Annotated in this window: 13 protein-coding genes; 10 read left to right on the top strand and 3 right to left on the bottom strand. The window is 67.9% G+C overall.

The annotated features are described in order from the left end of the window. Positions 1-15 precede the first annotated feature (15 nt). The 6 genes from FOB72_RS14845 (at position 16) to FOB72_RS14820 (ending at position 7023) form a co-directional block, all read left to right on the top strand. Positions 16-636 carry an MOSC domain-containing protein gene (locus FOB72_RS14845; protein ID WP_150373313.1) on the top strand — a complete coding sequence of 207 codons (621 nt, stop codon included), beginning with the start codon at positions 16-18 and terminating at the stop codon, positions 634-636. 245 nt (positions 637-881) lie between these two features. After that, complete coding sequence (locus FOB72_RS14840) at positions 882-2111, top strand: efflux RND transporter periplasmic adaptor subunit (protein ID WP_150373312.1); 1230 nt, start codon at positions 882-884, stop codon at positions 2109-2111. Positions 2112-2115: 4 nt separating this feature from the next. Continuing rightward, on the top strand, positions 2116-5322 hold the full coding sequence (locus FOB72_RS14835) for an efflux RND transporter permease subunit (RefSeq protein ID WP_150373311.1): 3207 nt from the start codon (positions 2116-2118) through the stop codon (positions 5320-5322). A gap of 38 nt (positions 5323-5360) precedes the next feature. Beyond that, positions 5361-5870, top strand: a complete 510-nt coding sequence (locus FOB72_RS14830) for a MotA/TolQ/ExbB proton channel family protein (RefSeq protein WP_223851352.1) — start codon at positions 5361-5363, stop codon at positions 5868-5870. Further along, complete coding sequence (locus FOB72_RS14825) at positions 5867-6184, top strand: DUF2149 domain-containing protein (RefSeq protein ID WP_150373310.1); 318 nt, start codon at positions 5867-5869, stop codon at positions 6182-6184. Before FOB72_RS14830 ends, FOB72_RS14825 begins: the two co-directional genes overlap by 4 nt. Then, on the top strand, positions 6181-7023 hold the full coding sequence (locus tag FOB72_RS14820; protein WP_150373309.1) for a ChaN family lipoprotein: 843 nt from the start codon (positions 6181-6183) through the stop codon (positions 7021-7023). Before FOB72_RS14825 ends, FOB72_RS14820 begins: the two co-directional genes overlap by 4 nt. 18 nt (positions 7024-7041) lie before the next feature. Here FOB72_RS14820 and FOB72_RS14815 read toward each other — a convergent pair whose 3' ends face one another. Both FOB72_RS14815 and FOB72_RS14810 read right to left on the bottom strand, forming a co-directional pair. Then, a complete protein-coding gene (locus tag FOB72_RS14815) occupies positions 7042-8505 on the bottom strand; it encodes a sensor histidine kinase (protein ID WP_150373308.1) in 1464 nt (487 codons plus the stop codon). Between the two features lies 1 nt (position 8506). After that, positions 8507-9181 carry a response regulator gene (locus tag FOB72_RS14810; protein WP_150373307.1) on the bottom strand — a complete coding sequence of 225 codons (675 nt, stop codon included), beginning with the start codon at positions 9179-9181 and terminating at the stop codon, positions 8507-8509. 95 nt (positions 9182-9276) lie between these two features. On the opposite strand from FOB72_RS14810, the gene FOB72_RS14805 reads away from it, so the two are divergent. Further along, positions 9277-10515 carry an ABC transporter substrate-binding protein gene (locus tag FOB72_RS14805; RefSeq protein WP_411859800.1) on the top strand — a complete coding sequence of 413 codons (1239 nt, stop codon included), beginning with the start codon at positions 9277-9279 and terminating at the stop codon, positions 10513-10515. 20 nt (positions 10516-10535) lie between these two features. Here the strand turns inward: FOB72_RS14805 and FOB72_RS14800 are convergent, their stop codons facing one another. After that, positions 10536-11261 carry a TetR family transcriptional regulator gene (locus FOB72_RS14800; protein ID WP_150373306.1) on the bottom strand — a complete coding sequence of 242 codons (726 nt, stop codon included), beginning with the start codon at positions 11259-11261 and terminating at the stop codon, positions 10536-10538. 337 nt (positions 11262-11598) lie between these two features. Between FOB72_RS14800 and FOB72_RS14795 the strand changes: the two genes are divergently transcribed. The 3 genes from FOB72_RS14795 to FOB72_RS14785 are packed head-to-tail and all read left to right on the top strand — an operon-like array spanning position 11599 to position 17440. Continuing rightward, on the top strand, positions 11599-12768 hold the full coding sequence (locus FOB72_RS14795) for an efflux RND transporter periplasmic adaptor subunit (protein WP_150373305.1): 1170 nt from the start codon (positions 11599-11601) through the stop codon (positions 12766-12768). 54 nt (positions 12769-12822) lie between these two features. Next, positions 12823-15987 carry an efflux RND transporter permease subunit gene (locus tag FOB72_RS14790; RefSeq protein WP_150373304.1) on the top strand — a complete coding sequence of 1055 codons (3165 nt, stop codon included), beginning with the start codon at positions 12823-12825 and terminating at the stop codon, positions 15985-15987. 1 nt (position 15988) lies between these two features. Then, positions 15989-17440 carry an efflux transporter outer membrane subunit gene (locus FOB72_RS14785; RefSeq protein WP_150373303.1) on the top strand — a complete coding sequence of 484 codons (1452 nt, stop codon included), beginning with the start codon at positions 15989-15991 and terminating at the stop codon, positions 17438-17440. Positions 17441-17445: the final 5 nt, after the last annotated feature.

Here is a 17445-nt window from a genome sequence, read left to right as displayed (position 1 = left end):
TTCCGGAGTGCAACGATGACCGAATCCGCCCGTGTTCTCGCTGTCAGCGTGGGGACCGCCCTGCCGCTGGTCGTGGCCGGGGCCGGTACCGAGGCCATCGTCCGGTCTGCCATCCGCAAGCATCCGCTCAGCACGCAGTTGCGCCCGATCGCCGTGCAGGTCCATAGCCTGGGCCTGGCCGGCGACGAACAGGCCGACCGGACCGCGCACGGTGGTCCCGACCGCGCGGTCTATCTCTATCCGTTCGAACATTACGCGTGGTGGAATGCGCTGCGGCGCGAGGCCCGGGTGCCGGAATCCAATCGGCCGCTCGGCTTCGGCGCGCTCGGCGAGAACCTGACCGTGCAGGGCCTGTTCGAGAGCGAGCTATGGGCCGGCGATGTCCTGGGCATCGGCAGCGCGCTGCTGGAGGTCGCGCTGCCCCGGCTCCCGTCCGCGAAACTCAACGCGGCGATGGGTTACGGCCGCGCGGTGCGCGACATGGTGCAGAGCGGCAATACGGGCGTCTATCTGCGCGTGCTCAAGCCCGGCGAGATTCAGGCCGGCGATGTCATCTCGGTGACCCCGGGGCCACGCAAACTGTCGGTGGAAAACATCAACCACCGACGCAGGGATGGCTGGCGCGTGCTTTTCTGATATGTTTCCCTTTTAATACAAGGGTATCGACGCCCGACCCCGCCGGCCGCCCGTCAAGGGGCGCGGCCGGCATTGGCATGTCTGCCGCTGTAATGCGCTGTAATAAGGCGCGCTAGCCTGAAACGCGCCAGCGCTGTACTTATACAGGCTCGATACAGGGCAGATACGCGGACGAAGCGGCTCCAAGAAGCCGCCGGACGCACGGGGAGCAGCGTTTGACGTTCGCAGTGGAGAAGGGTCCTCACATGAAAACAGACGGGATCGACCGGCCCAAGGGGTTTGTCGATGGCAACTGGAGCGCGGCCGCCGGTACGGGGCGCGGCCGGATTTCGCCGTGGGTTGCCGTAGTCGTGGTACTCGTGGCCGGCGGTGCCGCCTGGTTCGGCTGGAAGATGTGGTACGTCCCGAAGCACGAGGTCAAGGCGCCCGCCGCGATCATGGTGGCGACGGCGGCCGTGCAGCAGGGTGACGTGCCGCTGGAGGTCAACGCCAACGGCAACGTGACCGCGCTGCAGACCGTCGAGGTGCGGCCGCAGATCTCGAGCACGGTCCAGTCCGTGCATATCAAGGAAGGCCAGACCGTCAAGCCGGGCGACCTGCTGTTCTCGCTCGACACGCGCATGGACGAAGCCAATATGGCGCGCGCCCGCGCGCAGCTGTTGCGCGACCAGGCCGATCTTGCCGATGCGCGGCGCACGCTGTCGCGCAGCCAGGAACTGCTCGAGCGCAACTTCATCTCGCGCAGCGCGGTGGACACCGCCCAGGCGAAGGTGGACGGTTTCGAGGCGACGATCCGCGCCGACCAGGCCGCGATCGAAGCCAGCCGCGTGGCCATCAGCTATGGCTCCATCCGCGCCACGATCGGCGGCCGGACCGGCGTCATCAATGTGTTTCCCGGCTCGCTCGTCACGCCGACGGCGACCGCCGTCTCGATGGTCACCGTCGCGCAGATCTCGCCGATCGCCGTCACGTTCACGCTGCCCGAGCGGCAGCTGGCCGCGTTGCGGGAGGCGTTGCGCATCGGTCCCGTCAAGGTGACCGCGCTGCCCAACGACGGCAGCAAGACGCCCGTCGTCGGCCGCATCACGTTCATCGACAACACGGTGGACCCGCAATACGGCAGCATCCGCATCAAGGCGCAGTTCGATAACGAGGAAACGCGGCTCTGGCCGGGCACCTATGCCAACGTCAACGCGGTGGTGCAGACGCTCAAGGGCGCGCTGACGGTACCGCCGCAGGCGGTGGTAACCGGTCCCGACGGCCGCTTCGTGTACACCGTGCAGCCCGACAGCACCGTGGCGCGCGTCCCGGTGAAGGTCATCGCCACGACGGCCGCCGCGGCGGTCATCGAGGGCGTGCAGCCCGGCGCGCGCGTGGTGACGGAAGGCACGCAGAACCTGCGCCCCGGCTCGCGCATTCGCGAAGGCAAGGCCGGAGGGGCATCCGCGCCGGCAGCTGGCAACGGCGGGCACTGACATCATGACGCTGTCCGAGCTCTGTATCCGGCGGCCCGTGATGACGGTGCTGCTGTGCCTGGCCGTCATCGTGACCGGTATCGTGCTGTACCCCACGATTCCGATTGCCGCGCTGCCCAGCTTCAACTCGCCGGTGATCCAGGTCACGGCGACGCTGCCGGGCGCGAGTCCGGAGACCATGGCCGCGTCCGTGGCCATCCAGCTCGAGAAGCAGTTCGCGACGATTCCCGGCGTCACCGTCATCAGCTCGTCGAACACGCTCGGCAACTCGAGCATCACGATCGAGTTCAACAACGACCGCGAGATCGATGCGGCTGCCGTCGACGTGCAGGCCGCGCTGTTCCGCGCGCAGCGCACGCTGCCAATCGAGATGACGCAGCCGCCGTCGTACCGCAAGGTGAATCCGGCGGATGCCCCCGTGATCCTGCTGGCGATCAACTCGCCCGCGATGAGTCTCGCCGAGCTGAATGCGTTCGGCGATAACCTGATCTCGCCGACGCTGGCCACGCTGCCGGGTGTCGCGCAGGTGCAGGTGCTCGGACAGAAGCGTTTTGCGGTGCGTGTGCGCGCGCGGCCCGACGCACTGGCCGCGCGCGGGCTGACGCTTGACGAACTCGCGGTCGCGCTCAATCGTGCCAATACCAACACGCCGGTGGGCACGCTCGACGGCGCGCGCCAGACGCTGACCATCCAGGCCAACCGGCAGCTGTCGAACGCCGATGCGTTCCGCAACATCATCGTCGCGAGCCAGCCGAGCGGCGCGATCGTGCGCCTCTCCGACGTGGCCGAGGTGGAAGACAGCGTCGAGACGATCAAGACCGGCAGCTGGCTCAACAACGAGCGCTCGATCGTGCTGACCGTGCTGCGCCAGCCCGATGCCAACACGGTGGCCGTGGTGGACTCGATCAAGGCGACGCTGCCGCGCCTCGTGCAGCAGATGCCGGGTTCGGTCAACGTGGCCGTGGTCAACGACCGGTCGGTGTCCATCCGCGAGTCGATCCACGACGTGCAGTTCACGCTGGCGCTCACGGTGGCGCTCGTCGTGATGGTGATCTTCCTGTTCCTGCGCCGCGCGGCCGCCACGCTGATCCCGACCGTATCGGTGCCCATCTCGCTGATCGGCACCGTGGCGCTGATGAAGGCGCTCGGCTACAGCCTCGACAACGTGTCGCTGCTGGCCATCACGCTGGCCGTGGGCCTGGTCGTCGACGATGCGATCGTGATGCTCGAGAACATCGTGCGCCATATCGAGGAAGGCGTGCAGCCGCTCAAGGCCGCGCTGATCGGCTCGCGCGAGATGGGTTTCACGATCCTCTCCATCTCGATCTCGCTGGTGGCGGTGTTTATCCCGATCTTCTTCATGCCGGGCGTCATCGGCCTGCTGTTCCACGAGTTCGCGGCGGTGGTGTCGCTGTCGATTCTCGTGTCGGCGCTGGTGTCGCTCACGCTGATCCCGATGCTGTGCGCGCGCTTCCTGTCGGCGGACAACGTGCCGATCGACGAATCGCAGCATGCGTATGGCGATCACAAGGGTGCCGCCGTCGCGCACGCTGCACCCCACCACGCGCCAAAGAAGGCATCGATCGGCCTGCGCTCGACGCAGTGGTTCGAGGATCTGTTCAACTGGACGCTGCGCAAGTATGCGAACGGCCTCGACTGGTGCCTCGCGCACCGGCGCTTCGTGCTCGCGCTCGCGGGCCTGACGTTCGTGCTCACGGCGGTGATGTTCGCGAAGATTCCCAAGGGGTTCTTCCCAGAGGAAGACATCGGCCAGATCCAGGTCAACGCGGAAGGTCCGCAGGACATTTCGTTCGAGGCGATGTCCGAGCGGCTGCGCGACGCGGCCGAGCGCATCCGCGCGAATCCCTCGGTCAAGTCGGTGGTGGCCTCGATCGGCGGCGGCAACTCGCCCGCCATCAATACGGGCCGGATGTTCGTGGAGCTGAAGCCGTTGGGCGAACGGCCCAAGATGCCGCAGGTGGTGGAGTCGCTGCGCAAGGACGTGTCGGTCGTGCCCGGCCTCGCCGTGTATTTCTCGCCCGTGCAGAACCTGCGCCTCGGCGGCCGCCAGAGCAAGAGCCGCTACCAGTACACGCTGCAGAGCGTGAAGGCCGGCGAGCTCCAGTCGTATTCGGACCGCCTGATGGCGAAGATGCGCGCGGAGCCGATCTTCCGCGACGTGACCAGCGACTCGCAGCAATCGGGCCTCGAGGCGCAGCTCACGATCGACCGTGACAAGGCTAACGCGCTCGGCGTGCAGATCCAGGACGTGCGCACGGCGTTGTACACGGCGTTCGGCGAGCGGCAGGTATCGACGATCTACACACCGATCGACAACTACTACGTGATCCTGCAGGCCGCGGAAGTCGATCGCACCGACGAGACCGCGTTCTCCAAGCTCTATGTGCGCAGCAAGACGGGCCAGATGGTGCCGATTTCCGCGTTCGCGACCACGGAGCGGCGCGTCGGTCCGATCGCGGTCAATCACCAGGGGCAGCTGCCGTCCGTCACGGTGTCGTTCAACCTCGCGCCCGGCGCGGCGCTGGGCGATGCGTCCAGCAAGATCGATCGCTTCCGCACCGAGATCGAAATGCCGAGTTCGATCTTCACGAGCTGGGGCGGCGACGCGGCGGTGTTCCAGTCGTCGCAGGCCACGCAGATCGTGCTGCTGGTCGCCGCCATCGCGGTCATCTACACGCTGCTCGGCGTGCTGTACGAGAGCTATATCCACCCGCTGACGATTCTGGCCGGCCTGCCCTCGGCGGCCATCGGGGCGCTGCTCACGCTGTTCATCTTCAACGTGGAGCTGTCGCTGATCGCGACCATCGGCGTGCTGATGCTGATCGGTATCGTGAAAAAGAACGCGATCATGATGATCGACTTCGCGCTTGCCGCGCAGCGCGAGCAGGGCATGGCGCCGGCCAAGGCCATCCGGCAGGCGTGCCTGCTGCGTTTCCGCCCGATCATGATGACGACGTTCGCGGCGGTGATGGGTGCCCTGCCCCTCGCGCTCGGCCTGGGCGCCGGTGCGGAACTGCGCCAGCCGCTCGGCCTCGCGGTGGTCGGCGGCCTGCTGTTCTCGCAGGTCATCACGCTGTTCATCACGCCCGTGATCTACCTCGCGCTCGACCGCTTCTCGGGCAGCGGCCCGCTGCAGATCGACGCGGAAGGCAATCTGCGCGCGGAACCGGAAGCGCTCGCGCAGCGGTAGCGGCCTCGGTCATGGCGTTTGGCTTAGAATCCAACGCCATGACACCCACCTCGCTCGAAACCCTTATGTACGAGGTCGGACAGCTGTTCCTGTATCCGACCCTCGCGCTGATCGGCATCCTCTTCGTCCACGCGTTCTGGGCGCTCGGCGACTTTGCCATGCAGGCATGGCTGCGCGCGCGGCATCCGATCGATAGCGGGCGCGGCTATGCGCTCGTCGCCTGGGCGCGCCGGCACGGTGAGGACGACGCCGATGCGCTCGACGTGGCTGCCCACCGGTTGCTGGAGCGCGCGCGCATCGCCACGCGCGTGGCGCCCATGCTCGGACTCGTGGCGACCATGATCCCGATGGGTCCCGCGCTCAAGAGCCTGTCCGGCGGCGATCTCGCCAACGTGGGCGAGAACCTGACCATCGCGTTTTCGGCGGTGATCCTCGCGCTGATCGCGGCCAGCATCACGTTCTGGGTGGTCAACGTGCGCCGTCGCTGGCTGGCCGAGGAGCTGGTCTGGCTCGGCCGCGCGCGGCAGGCCCGGAGCGCGGACGCATGAAGTTCCTCGACGAGAGCGAAGCCGACGATCCGATCCTGTCGGTGGTGAACCTCATCGACGTGTTCCTCGTGGTGATCGCCGCGCTCCTCATCGCCATTGCGCGCAACCCGATGAACCCGTTTACGCACGACGACGTCACCGTCATCACGCGCCCCGGCAAGCCCGATATGGAGATCGTGTCGCGGCAGGGACAGAAGGTCGTGCGCTATCAGGGCACGGGACAGCCGGGCAGTGGCGACGGCGTCAAGGCCGGCGTCGCCTATCGCATGAAGGATGGATCGATCGTGTACGTGCCGGAGACCGACAAACCATGATCATTCGCATAGCGGCGCTGGCCTGCGCGCTCGCGCTGACCGGCTGTGCCAGCCAGTTCTTCAACCAGTCGCCGCAGCCGGAAGCGGTCAGCAAGACTTTCGCCGGCAAATCGTATGTGCTGCTGGGCGAGGTCCACGACAACGCGCAGGGCCAGCAGCAGCGGCTCGACGCGCTGACGCGCGCGGTGCAGGCCGGCTGGCGGCCCGCCATCGCGATGGAGCAGTTCGATCGCGAGCGCCAGGCGGACATCGATCGCGCGCGGCGCGAGCGGCCCGACGACGCCGACTACGTGATAGCGCAGGCGACGGGCGATCGCAACGCATGGCAATGGCCGCTCTACCGCCCCGTGGTGGCGCTGGCCTTGCAGTACGACCTGCCGCTGCTTGCGGCGAACCTCTCGCGTGCCGACGCGAGCCGGATCGTGCGCGGCGGGCTGGGCAGCGTGTTCAGCGCGGGCCAGCAGAAGGCGCTGGGCCTCGACAGGCCGTTGCCGGCCGATCTCGTTTCCGCGCAATCGACGGCGCTCGATGCCGGTCACTGCGGGCTGTTTCCGCGCCAGATGCTGCCGGGCATGCTGAGCGCCCAGGCCGCGCGCGATGCCATGATGGCCGCGACGATGCAGCCCTACGCGGACCGCGGCGTGGTGCTGATCGCGGGCAACGGCCATGTGCGCCGCGATCTCGGCGTGCCGCGCTGGATTGCCGGCGACAAGGGCAAGGTGCTCAGCATCGGCTACCTCGAAGAGAGCAATACGGTGGCGAACGGTTTCGATGCCGTGATCCGCGTGCCCGCGATCGCACGCAAGGATCCCTGCGACGACGCGGTGGTGCGCAGGTAGCCGGCGCGCCCGGGCGTGCTACGCCAGCTTCAGTGCCAGCACCGCGCGCACGCCCCGCCCCTGCGTGGCATCCCTGAGCGTCACGCTGCCGCCGAATCGCGCCGCCATCTCGCGCGAGATGGCGAGGCCAAGACCCGAGCCGGGCTCGGTGTGGCCGACCCGCCGGTAGAACCGCGCGAATACCTTCTCGCGCTCCTCGGGCGGAATCCCCGGTCCGTCGTCCTCCACCACCAGCAGCGCCTCGTCGCCCGCGAGCCGCGCGGAAAGCGTGATGCGGCTGCCGCGCGGCGAATACTGGATGGCGTTGTGCACGAGGTTGGCCAGCGCCTCGCGCAGCAGCGCGCCGTCGGCGCGTACGGGCAGCGAGAGCCCGGCGGGCCGCTCCCAGCCAAAGTCCTGCTGCTTGCCGCGCGCCAGCGGCAGATAGTCGAGTGCGACCTGCTCCGCGACGGCCACCGCATCGATGACATCCACGGCCTCCACCGGCACCGCGCCATCGCGGCGTACGCGCGCGAGCGCCAGCAACTGGTTGGTCAGTCGCGCGGCCTGGCCGAGCTGCGTCTCGATCGCGCCCACGGCTTCGCGCGCGGCCTGTATGTCGCCGTGGTCGCCATGCAGCGTGAGCTGGCGTTGCGCGAACTCGGCCTGTGTCTTGAGGATCGCCAGCGGCGTGCGCAGCTGGTGCGCGGCATCGGCGATGAACTGCGCCTGCGCCTGGCCCATTGCTTCCGAGCGCGCCACGTGCGTGTTCACCGCATCGACGAGCGGACGCACTTCGACCGGTACGTGGTCGAACGCGAGCGGCGTGAGGTCGTCCGGCGAGCGCGCGCGAACCTCGTCGCGTACCCGCGCCAGCGGACGCAGCACGTACGTGATGCCGCCGACGAGGATCAGTGCCGACAGCACGATCAGCACCGTGTCGCGCGCGAGCGCGCTGCGCCACACGCGCGCGATCAGCATCGTGCGCGGCTCCGCGGTTTCCGCCACCTGGATGATCACGCGCAGATGCGCATCGGGCCGGTAGACGGGCCTTGCCATGGCGGCAATCCGCACGGGCTCGTCGCGATAGGTCGCGTCGTAGAAGCGTGTCTCGTTGTTGACGAGCGTACCCGCGGGCAGCGGCAGATCGTCATAGCCGGTGATGGTCTCGACCACGCCCGCGCGCTCGATCGACACGCGGTAGAACACATGCGTCTGCGCGGCGGTCTCGAACATCTCCATCGCGGCATCGGGCAGCGACAGCTGCACGCTTTCGCCGGCCATGCCGATCGCATTGTCGATGGTCCGCACGGACCCGTACAGCGAGCGGTCGTATGCAGTGTTGGCAGCGTCGCGCAGCGTGTCGTACGTGAACCACGAGTCGATCGCGGTAATCGCGATCAGTGCGGGAACCAGCAGCAACAGCAGCTGGCGGCGCAGGCTGCCACGCAGCCAGAGCCGCAACGGCAGCCGCGCGGGGGCGCGCAGGTGGCGTCGCCACATGTCAGGTCTCGGCCTCGGGTTCCAGCAGATAGCCGAAGCCGCGCAGCGTCACGATGGTCACGCCATGCCCGGCGAGCTTCTTGCGCAGGCGGTAGACCAGCACCTCGATCGCGTCGGGGCTCACGTCGGCGTCGAGCGAGAAGACCTTGTCGAGCAGCTGCGCCTTGGTCAGCGGCTGGCCGCTGCGCGCGAGCAGCGCGCCCAGCAGCGTCGATTCGCGTGGCGTCAGCGCGAGCGGCGCGCCGCCGAGCGTGAAGCTGCGCGTCTCGCCATCGAACACGAGCGCGCCGCATTGCAGGCGCGGATGGGCGCGCCCGCGGCTGCGGCGGATGAGCGCGAGAATACGGGCCTCGAGTTCGGCGATGGCGAAGGGTTTGGGCAGGTAGTCGTCCGCGCCGAGGTTCAGGCCGCGCACGCGTTCGTCGAGCGTGTCCTGCGCGGTGAGGATCAGCACGGGCGTGCGGTCGTCGCGCCCGCGCATCGCCTTGAGCACGGCCAGCCCGTCCTTGCCGGGCAGCCGCAGGTCCAGCACCACGGCGTCGTATTCCTCGGCCATCAGCCGGGCTTCGGCCTGCAGGCCGTCCGCCACGTGCTCGATGACGAAGCCGCCCTGCTCGAGCGCGCGCGCGACCCAGCGGGCCAGTTCCACTTCGTCTTCCACCAGCAGGATGCGCATGCGGGACCTCCTCCACCCCCATCGGCCCGGATGCGGGACGCGTCCGGGGGCGCCTATAATAACGCCGCCCCGCTCCGGGTGTCGCCTCTGCCGCCATGCCGCCCAAGCCGCTCTCCGAATCGCGCCCCTCCTGCCCAGCCGCGGACGCCGCCTCGCCCGCCCCGCATCCCGCAAGGCGCCGCCTGCTCGAAGCCGGCGCGGCCGCGGCGGCGCTGGCCGCGATGCCGGCCTTTCCCACGGTCGCGCGCGCACAGGCCGCCGGTTCCCGCACTACCTCGCCCACCGCGCCCGCCGGGTATCCGGCCGAGTACGAAGGCATTGTCTCGCGCGCGCTGCACGAGGGTGCCGTCACGGTGTACGCGTCGACGGACAGCGATATCGTGCGGCCGCTGATCGACGGCTTCGAGGCGCGCTTTCCCGGTGTGCGCGTCAACTACCGCGACCTCAATACGGTCGAGCTCAACGATCGCTTCCTCGCCGAAACGGCGAAGCTCGGCGGCGGCCGCCCGGCGCGCGACGCCGACTACGCGGACGTGCTCTGGAGCACGGCGATGGACCTGCAGATCAAGCTCGTCAACGATGGCTACGCGCAGCGCTACGAATCGCCCGAGCGCGGCGCGCTGCCTGCGTGGGCCGTATGGCGCGACGAGGCCTGGGGCACGACCTTCGAACCCGCGGTCATCGTCTACAACCGCCGGCACTTCACCGATACGCGCATGCCGGGCAGCCGTAGCGGTCTGGCTCAGCTGATGCAGGAGCACGCGCCGCTGTGGCGCGGGCGCGTGGTGACCTACGACATCGAACGCTCGGGCATCGGCTACCTGTTCGCGCAGCAGGACGCGCGCATGGGCAACGAATTCTGGTATCTCGCGCAGGCCCTCGGGCGTGCGGGCGCCAAATTGTCGGTATCGTCGGTGGACATGATCGAGCGCATCGCGCGCGGCGAGTTCGTGCTCGGGTACAACGTGCTGGGGTCGTATGCGCTGTCGCTGATGGAGCGCGGCGCGGAGATCGGCGTGATCGCGCCGCGCGACTATACGCTGGTGATGTCGCGCGTGGCCTTTATCGCGCGCAAGTCGCCGCGGCCCAATGCGGCGCGGTTATGGCTGGACTTCCTGATCTCGCGGGAGGGGCAGGCCCTGCTGGCCCGCTCGACGTCGCAGCTCTATACGATCCGCAGCGACATCACGAGCGGGCAGACACCGGGGGCGCTTGCCGAACGGCTAGGATATACGCTCAAGCCGATCAGCGTCGGGCCGGGCCTGCTGGCCGCGCAGGACGCGCTGCGCAAGCGCGCGTTTCTCGCGCGATGGTCGGAGGCGCTGCGCGGGTAGCCAGGGGTAGCCGCGGGTAACTACTCCGCGAGCGTTTGCTGCCGGGCCTGCGCTTCGCAGAACGTCGCCACCTCGGCGTCGAGCTCGGCTTCCGCCAGCGGCCGCGCGACGTAGCCGTGCCGGAGCGCCGGCGAATGGCGCAGCGTGTCGATGAAGACGTCCGCCATACGCTCGGCCTGGCCCGCCAGATCGAAATCGGTGGGGCAAAACAGCCAGTGCGCGAGCACGCCGCCGATGGCCGCATGGAACGCGTTGACCGCGAAGTCCAGATCGAGGTCGGCCGGCAGCTGGCCGCGCTCGGTCGCGAGCCGCAAGTGCTCGCGGATCTTGGCGATGCCTTCCTGATGCGACTGCCGCTGGCGCTCGAAGATCGCGCCGTTGTCCTGCACCATCTCGCACTTGTGGAACAGGATCTCGAAGATCCGCCGCCACTGCGGGTTCACCACGGTCTGGCGAAACACGAACGCGCAGATATCGCGCACCCCGCCGAGCGGGTCCTCGTGCCGCGCGATCCGCTCGGGATCGCACAACGCTTCCACGGGCAAATGCACGCGATCGACCATCGCCGCGAACACGTCGCTCTTGTTCTTGAAGTGCCAGTAGATGGCGCCGCGGGTGACACCGGCCGCCTCGGCGATATCGGCAAGCGACGGGCGCGCCACGCCGCGCGTGTGGAAAACCGTTTCCGCCGCATCGAGTATCCGGTTGCGCGTCTCGAGTGCTTCTTCCTTGGTGCGTCTGACCATGTCCTTTTCCTATCGCGGAATCACCGCGATTAACGGCCGGCATCGTACCGCGCTTGCCGCAATTGTGCTCGCCAACTGTATGTCGCCCGCGCACCACATTTGGGCATAAGTGCGCCAAAAAGCAACGCGTTGTGTAAAACGCTTAACATACATGCTTGAATGTATATATACTACGCGCTTGTTCGCCGTCCGGCCACCCCCGGTCCCGACGGCTACCCGCCTGACGTCTCCGCTCGCGCTCCCCGCCCCCCCGCACGCCGTTGCTGTCCATGGGGGACGTGTGCCGCAAGCGACCGCAGTCCATATCAGAACCAAAAACGCCAAGATGGGGTGATCGATGAGCAAGACCCGACGTATTCACTATCTCGCCGCCGGAGCAGCGGTCCTGTTGCTCGCCGCCTGCGGCGAGAAAGCGCCGCAGGCAGGCGCGATGCCGCCCGCCGAGGTCGGCGTGGTCACGGTCACCCCGCGCCCCGTCGCCGTGATCAACGAGCTGCCCGGCCGCCTCGAGGGTGTGCGTACCGCCGAGGTGCGCGCCCGCGTGGAAGGCATCGTGCTGTCGCGCAACTACACCGAAGGCGGTGAGGTGAAGGCCGGACAGGTGCTGTTCCGCATCGATCCCGCGCCCTATCAGGCGCAGCTGGCATCGGCAAAGGCGTCGCTCGAGCGCGCCGAGGCCAACGCCGTGTCCGCGCGCCAGAAGGCCGAGCGCTACAAGCCGCTCGTGGCCGCGAACGCCGTGAGCAAGCAGGAGTACGACGAGGCCGTGGCCGCGGCCGGCCAGGCCAATGCCGATATCGCCTCGGCCAAGGCCGCCGTGACCACCGCGCAGATCAATCTCGGCTACACCACGGTCACCGCCCCGATCTCGGGCCGCGTGGGCCGTGCGCTGGTCACCGAGGGCGCGCTGGTCGGCAAGGGCGAGGCCACGAAGCTGACGCTGGTCGAGCAGGTCGATCCGATCTGGGTCACGTTCACGCAGCCCGCGGCCGACGTGGCGCGCCTGCGCCGCCAGATCGAGTCGGGCGAGGTCAAGAGCATGAACGGCGGCGCGCGCGTGCACCTGTTCGTCGAGGGCAGCGATCGCGAGTACGCGCAGACCGGCAAGCTGCTGTTCTCCGACATGACCGTCGATCCGACCACGGGCGCGATCACGCTGCGCGCGGAATTCCCGAACGCGAAGCGCGAGCTGCTCTCGGGCACGTTCGTGCGCGTGAAGGTGGAACAGGGCATCGACGAGAAGGCACTGACCGTGCCGCAACGCGCGCTGATCCGCACGGCACAGGGCGCGAGCGTGATGGTCGTCGGCCAGGACGGCAAGGTTGCCAGCCTGCCGGTGACGGCCACGCAGGCGGTCGGCGACAGCTGGGTGGTATCGGAAGGCCTCAAGGGCGGCGAGCAGGTGATCGTCGAGGGGCTGCAGAAGGTACAGGCGGGCGCGCCGGCCAAGGCCGTGCCGTTCCAGCAGCCCAAGACCGCAGACGCCACCGCGGCAAAGCAGGGCTGACCGTAGCCCTCGCAGACGCCTCTATCGGGACCCAATAAGAAGGGAGCCAGTTCCATGGCCAAGTTTTTCATCGACCGGCCGGTGTTCGCGTGGGTGCTCGCGCTGATCATCGGACTGGGCGGGTTGCTGTCGATCCTGCAGTTGCCGATCGCGCAGTACCCCAATATCGCGCCGCCGATCATCACGGTCACGGCGACGTACCCCGGCGCATCCGCCAAGACGCTCGAGGAATCGGTCACCACGGTGATCGAGCAGGAGCTCAACGGCGCGCCCAACCTGCTGTACTACGAATCGCAGAGCGAGGCCACGGGCCTCTCCACGATCAACATCGCGTTCTCGCCCGGCTCCAACGCCGACCTGAACTCGGTGGAAGTGCAGAACCGCCTCAAGCGCGTGGAAGCGCGCCTGCCGGCGGAGGTGCGCCAGCAAGGCGTGCGCATCGACAAGGCCGGGAACAACTACATGATGTTCATCACGGTCCAGTCGAAGTCGGGCAACTCCGATGCGATCGCGCTCGGCAACTTCGTCTCGGCACAGGTGGTGGACTCGATTCGCCGCGTGCCCGGCGTGGGTGCGGCCGATCTGTTCGGCACCGAATACGCGATGCGCGTGTGGCTCGACCCGGCCAAGCTGACGGGCTACAACCTGACGCCGCTGGACGTCACGGCCGCGGTGTCCGAGCAGAACATCCAGGTCGCCGTCGGCGAACTGGGCGGTACGCCGTCGCCGAAGGGCACCGAGCTCAACGCGACCGTCAACACCGAGAGCCGGCTGACCACGCCCGAGCAGTTCGCGAACATCCTGCTGCGCGTGAACCCCGACGGTTCGTCGGTGCGCATCAAGGACGTCGGCCGCGTGGAACTCGGCGGCGCCGACTACTCGACGCTCGCGCGGACCAACGGCAAGCCCGCTTCGGCCATCGCCATCAAGCTGGCGCCCGCCGCGAACGCGCTGGCCACGGCCAACGCCGTGCGCGCGCGCATGGACGAGCTGGCGAAGTACTTCCCGTCCGACTACGAGTACAGCGTGCCGTACGACACGTCGGCATTCGTGAAGATCTCGATCGAGGAAGTCATCAAGACGCTGCTGGAAGCGGTGCTGCTGGTGTTCCTCGTGATGTACCTGTTCCTGCAGAACATCCGCGCGACGATCATTCCGACGCTCGTGGTGCCGATCGCGCTGCTCGGCACGTTTGGCGCGATGCTCGCGTTCGGATTCTCGATCAACGTGCTGACGATGTTCGGCATGGTGCTTGCGATCGGTATCCTCGTGGACGACGCGATCGTGGTCGTGGAGAACGTCGAGCGCATCATGAGCGAGGAAGGCCTGTCGCCGCGTGAAGCCACGCGCAAGGCGATGGGGCAGATCACGGGCGCCATCGTCGGCATCTCGCTGGTGCTGGTGGCCGTGTTCATCCCGATGGCGTTCTTCTCGGGTTCGGTCGGCAATATCTACCGCCAGTTCTCGCTGTCGCTGGTGTCCTCGATGGCGTTCTCGACGCTGCTCGCGCTGACGCTCACGCCGGCGCTCTGCGCCACGCTGCTGAAGCCGGTGCAGGCGGGCCATCATCACGAGAAGAAAGGCTTCTTCGGCTGGTTCAACCGCACGTTCGCGCGCGCGTCCACCGGCTACCAGGGCGTCGTGGCCCGCGTGATTCGCCGCTCGGGCCGCTACCTCATCATCTACGCGCTTATCGTCGCGGGTGTGGTGCTGCTGTTCCAGCGTCTGCCGTCGTCGTTCCTCCCCGACGAGGACCAGGGCTACATGATCACGGTCGTGCAGCTGCCGCAGGGCGCCACGCAGGACCGCACGATCGGCGTGCTCAAGCAGATCGAGGACTACTACCTGCAGAAGGAGTCGAAGGTCGTCGACCAGATGATCACGGTAGCGGGCTTCTCGTTCTTCGGCCGCGGCCAGAATGGCGGTATCGCGTTCGTGCGCCTCAAGGACTGGAAGGAACGGACCGGTGCCGACGAGACCGCGCAGGCGCTGACGGGTCGCGCATTCGGCGCGCTGTCGTTCATCAAGGACGCGATCATCTTCCCGCTGAATCCGCCGGCGATCTCGGAACTCGGCAACTCGTCGGGCTTCGACTTCCGCCTGCAGGACCGCACGGGCCAGGGGCACGAGAAGCTGATGGCCGCGCGTAACCAGATGCTCGGCATGGCGGCGCAGTCGCCGGTGCTCGCGGGCGTGCGTCCGGAAGGCCAGGAAGACGCGCCGCAGCTGCGTATCGATATCGACCGCGAGAAGGCGCGCGCGCTGGGCGTGTCCGTGGCCGACATCAATGCCACGCTGTCCATCGCGTTCGGCTCGTCGTATGTGAACGACTTCATCTACGAAGGCCGCGTGCGGCGCGTGATCGTGCAGGCGGAAGGCGAGGATCGCAAGCTGCCCGACGACCTGAGCAAGCTGCGCGTGCGCAACGGCAATGGCGACATGGTGGCCTTCGCGGCGTTCTCCACGTCGAAGTGGATCATGGGTTCGCCGCGTCTGGAGCGCTACAACGGCATGCCCGCGGTGAAGATCGCCGGCCAGGCCGCGCCCGGACAGAGCACCGGCGAGGCGATGCGCGTGATGGAGGCGAACTTCGCGAAGCTGCCGCCGGGCTTCGGCTTCGAATGGTCGGGCCAGTCGTACGAAGAACGTCTGGCCGGCGCGCAGGAGCCGATCCTGTACACGCTGTCGCTGATCATCGTGTTCCTGTGCCTGGCCGCGCTGTACGAAAGCTGGTCGATTCCGGTGGCCGTGCTGCTCGTGGTGCCGCTTGGCGTGCTCGGCGCGCTGGTCGGCGTGACGCTGCGCGGCATGCCGAACGACGTGTACTTCAAGGTGGGCCTGATCGCGACGATCGGCCTGTCCGCGAAGAACGCCATTCTGATCGTCGAGTTTGCGAAGGATCTGCAGGCGCAGGGGCGCAGCCTCATCGATGCGACGCTCGAGGCGGTGCATCTGCGGTTCCGCCCGATCCTGATGACGTCGATGGCCTTTATTCTCGGCGTGCTGCCGCTGGCTATCGCCACGGGCGCGGGCTCCGGCAGCCAGCGCGCGATCGGCACGGGCGTGATGGGCGGTATGATCGCGGCGACGCTGCTCGCGATCTTCCTGGTCCCGGTGTTCTTCGTGGTGGTGCGCAAGCGCTTCCCGGGCAGCAAACGTCAGCATGAGATGGAAGCAATGCGGGAACAGTCGCGGCTCGACCCGAAAGAGGAAATCTGACATGACCAAGACCCTGACCACACTTCTGCTGGTGGCCGGCGTGCTCTCGGGTTGCACGCTGGCGCCGCACTACGATCGCCCGGCCGCGCCAGTGGCCGCCACCTTTCCGGCGGCGCCGGAGGGCTATGCGACGGCCGAGGTCAAGACCGGCGAGACGCGCCGCGCGAGCGATATCGGCTGGCGCGAATTCTTCCGCGACCCGCGGCTGCAGGCGCTGATCGCCACGGCGATCGACAACAACCGCGACCTGCGTACCGCCGCGCTGCGCATCGAGGAAGCGCGCGCGCAGTATCAGGTGCAGCGCGCGGACCTGCTGCCGACCGTCAACGGCAATGCGGGATATCAGCGCGGCCAGTTCTCGTCGCTGTCGGTCGTACCCGGTTCGGGCAATGCCCAGACGTTCACGGGCAGCACCTATCAGGTGGGGCTGAGCATCTCGCAGTACGAACTCGACTTCTTCGGCCGTGTGCGCAGCCTGTCCAACGCGGCGCTCGCGCAGTACTTCTCCACCGAGGAGGCGCGCCGCGCGGCGCATATCTCGCTGGTGTCGGAAGTGGCCAAGGCCTATCTGTCGGAGCGCGCGCTGGCCGAGCAGTACGACATCGCGCGCGACACGCTGGCGGCGCGCCAGAGCACGTACGACCTCGCCAGGCGCCGCTTCGATGCGGGCGCCACATCGGCGCTGGACCTGCGCGACAACGAATCGCTGGTGGCGCAGGCGCGGGTCTCCGCGGCGCAGCTCGCGCGTCAGCGCGCGCAGGCGCAGAATGCGCTCGAAGTGCTGGTGGGCAAGCCCATCGCCGGGATCGCGGATCTGCCGGCGCCGATGAAGCTGTCGGACGAACGCATCATCAGCGATATCCCGGAGGGGCTGCCGTCGGATCTGCTCGAACAGCGTCCGGATATCCGGCAGGCGGAGCAGCAGCTGCTGTCGGCCAATGCGAATATCGGCGCGGCGCGCGCGGCGTTCTTCCCGCGCATTACGCTGACCGCGAACGCGGGCACGATCAGCCCGTCGTTCTCGGGGCTGTTCGATGCGGGTACCAAGACGTGGTCGTTCGCGCCGCAGCTGGTGCTGCCGATCTTCGACACGGGCCGCAACCTGTCGAACCTCGATCTGGCCAACGTGCGCAAGAGCATCGAGATCGCGAACTACGAGAAGACGATCCAGGTCGCGTTCAGCGAAGTGGCGGACGCGCTCGTGGCGCGCGGCACGCTCGAGGAGCAGGTCGCGGGGCAGGCGCAGCAGCGCGATGCCGAGGCGGCGCGCTTCGAACTGTCGCGCATGCGGTTCCGGTCGGGTGTGGCCAGCTATCTGGACGAGCTCGATGCGCAGCGGCAGCTGTTCAATGCCGAGCAGGCGCTCGTGCAGGCGCGGCAACTGCGGCTCGTGAACGCGATCGACCTGTATCGCGCGCTGGGCGGCGGACTCAACGAGACCGCCACGCAGTAAGGCCG

It is taken from the genome of Cupriavidus pauculus, from assembly GCF_008693385.1.
Classification (GTDB): Bacteria; Pseudomonadota; Gammaproteobacteria; order Burkholderiales; family Burkholderiaceae; genus Cupriavidus; species Cupriavidus pauculus_D.
Note: the sequence above shows the minus strand (reverse complement) of the source record. Positions and strands in the feature narration are given on the sequence as shown.

What these genes read in the sequence shown, in the direction of transcription:
- FOB72_RS14820 (WP_150373309.1), top strand. Translation starts at nt 6,181, where the DNA reads ATGATCATTCGCATAGCGGCGCTGGCCTGCGCGCTCGCGCTGACCGGC.
- FOB72_RS14845 (WP_150373313.1), top strand. Translation starts at nt 16, where the DNA reads ATGACCGAATCCGCCCGTGTTCTCGCTGTCAGCGTGGGGACCGCCCTG.
- FOB72_RS14810 (WP_150373307.1), bottom strand. Translation starts at nt 9,181, where the DNA reads ATGCGCATCCTGCTGGTGGAAGACGAAGTGGAACTGGCCCGCTGGGTC.
- FOB72_RS14805 (WP_411859800.1), top strand. Translation starts at nt 9,277, where the DNA reads ATGCCGCCCAAGCCGCTCTCCGAATCGCGCCCCTCCTGCCCAGCCGCG.
- FOB72_RS14825 (WP_150373310.1), top strand. Translation starts at nt 5,867, where the DNA reads ATGAAGTTCCTCGACGAGAGCGAAGCCGACGATCCGATCCTGTCGGTG.
- FOB72_RS14800 (WP_150373306.1), bottom strand. Translation starts at nt 11,261, where the DNA reads ATGGTCAGACGCACCAAGGAAGAAGCACTCGAGACGCGCAACCGGATA.
- FOB72_RS14785 (WP_150373303.1), top strand. Translation starts at nt 15,989, where the DNA reads ATGACCAAGACCCTGACCACACTTCTGCTGGTGGCCGGCGTGCTCTCG.
- FOB72_RS14835 (WP_150373311.1), top strand. Translation starts at nt 2,116, where the DNA reads ATGACGCTGTCCGAGCTCTGTATCCGGCGGCCCGTGATGACGGTGCTG.
- FOB72_RS14830 (WP_223851352.1), top strand. Translation starts at nt 5,361, where the DNA reads ATGACACCCACCTCGCTCGAAACCCTTATGTACGAGGTCGGACAGCTG.
- FOB72_RS14815 (WP_150373308.1), bottom strand. Translation starts at nt 8,505, where the DNA reads ATGTGGCGACGCCACCTGCGCGCCCCCGCGCGGCTGCCGTTGCGGCTC.
- FOB72_RS14840 (WP_150373312.1), top strand. Translation starts at nt 882, where the DNA reads ATGAAAACAGACGGGATCGACCGGCCCAAGGGGTTTGTCGATGGCAAC.
- FOB72_RS14795 (WP_150373305.1), top strand. Translation starts at nt 11,599, where the DNA reads ATGAGCAAGACCCGACGTATTCACTATCTCGCCGCCGGAGCAGCGGTC.
- FOB72_RS14790 (WP_150373304.1), top strand. Translation starts at nt 12,823, where the DNA reads ATGGCCAAGTTTTTCATCGACCGGCCGGTGTTCGCGTGGGTGCTCGCG.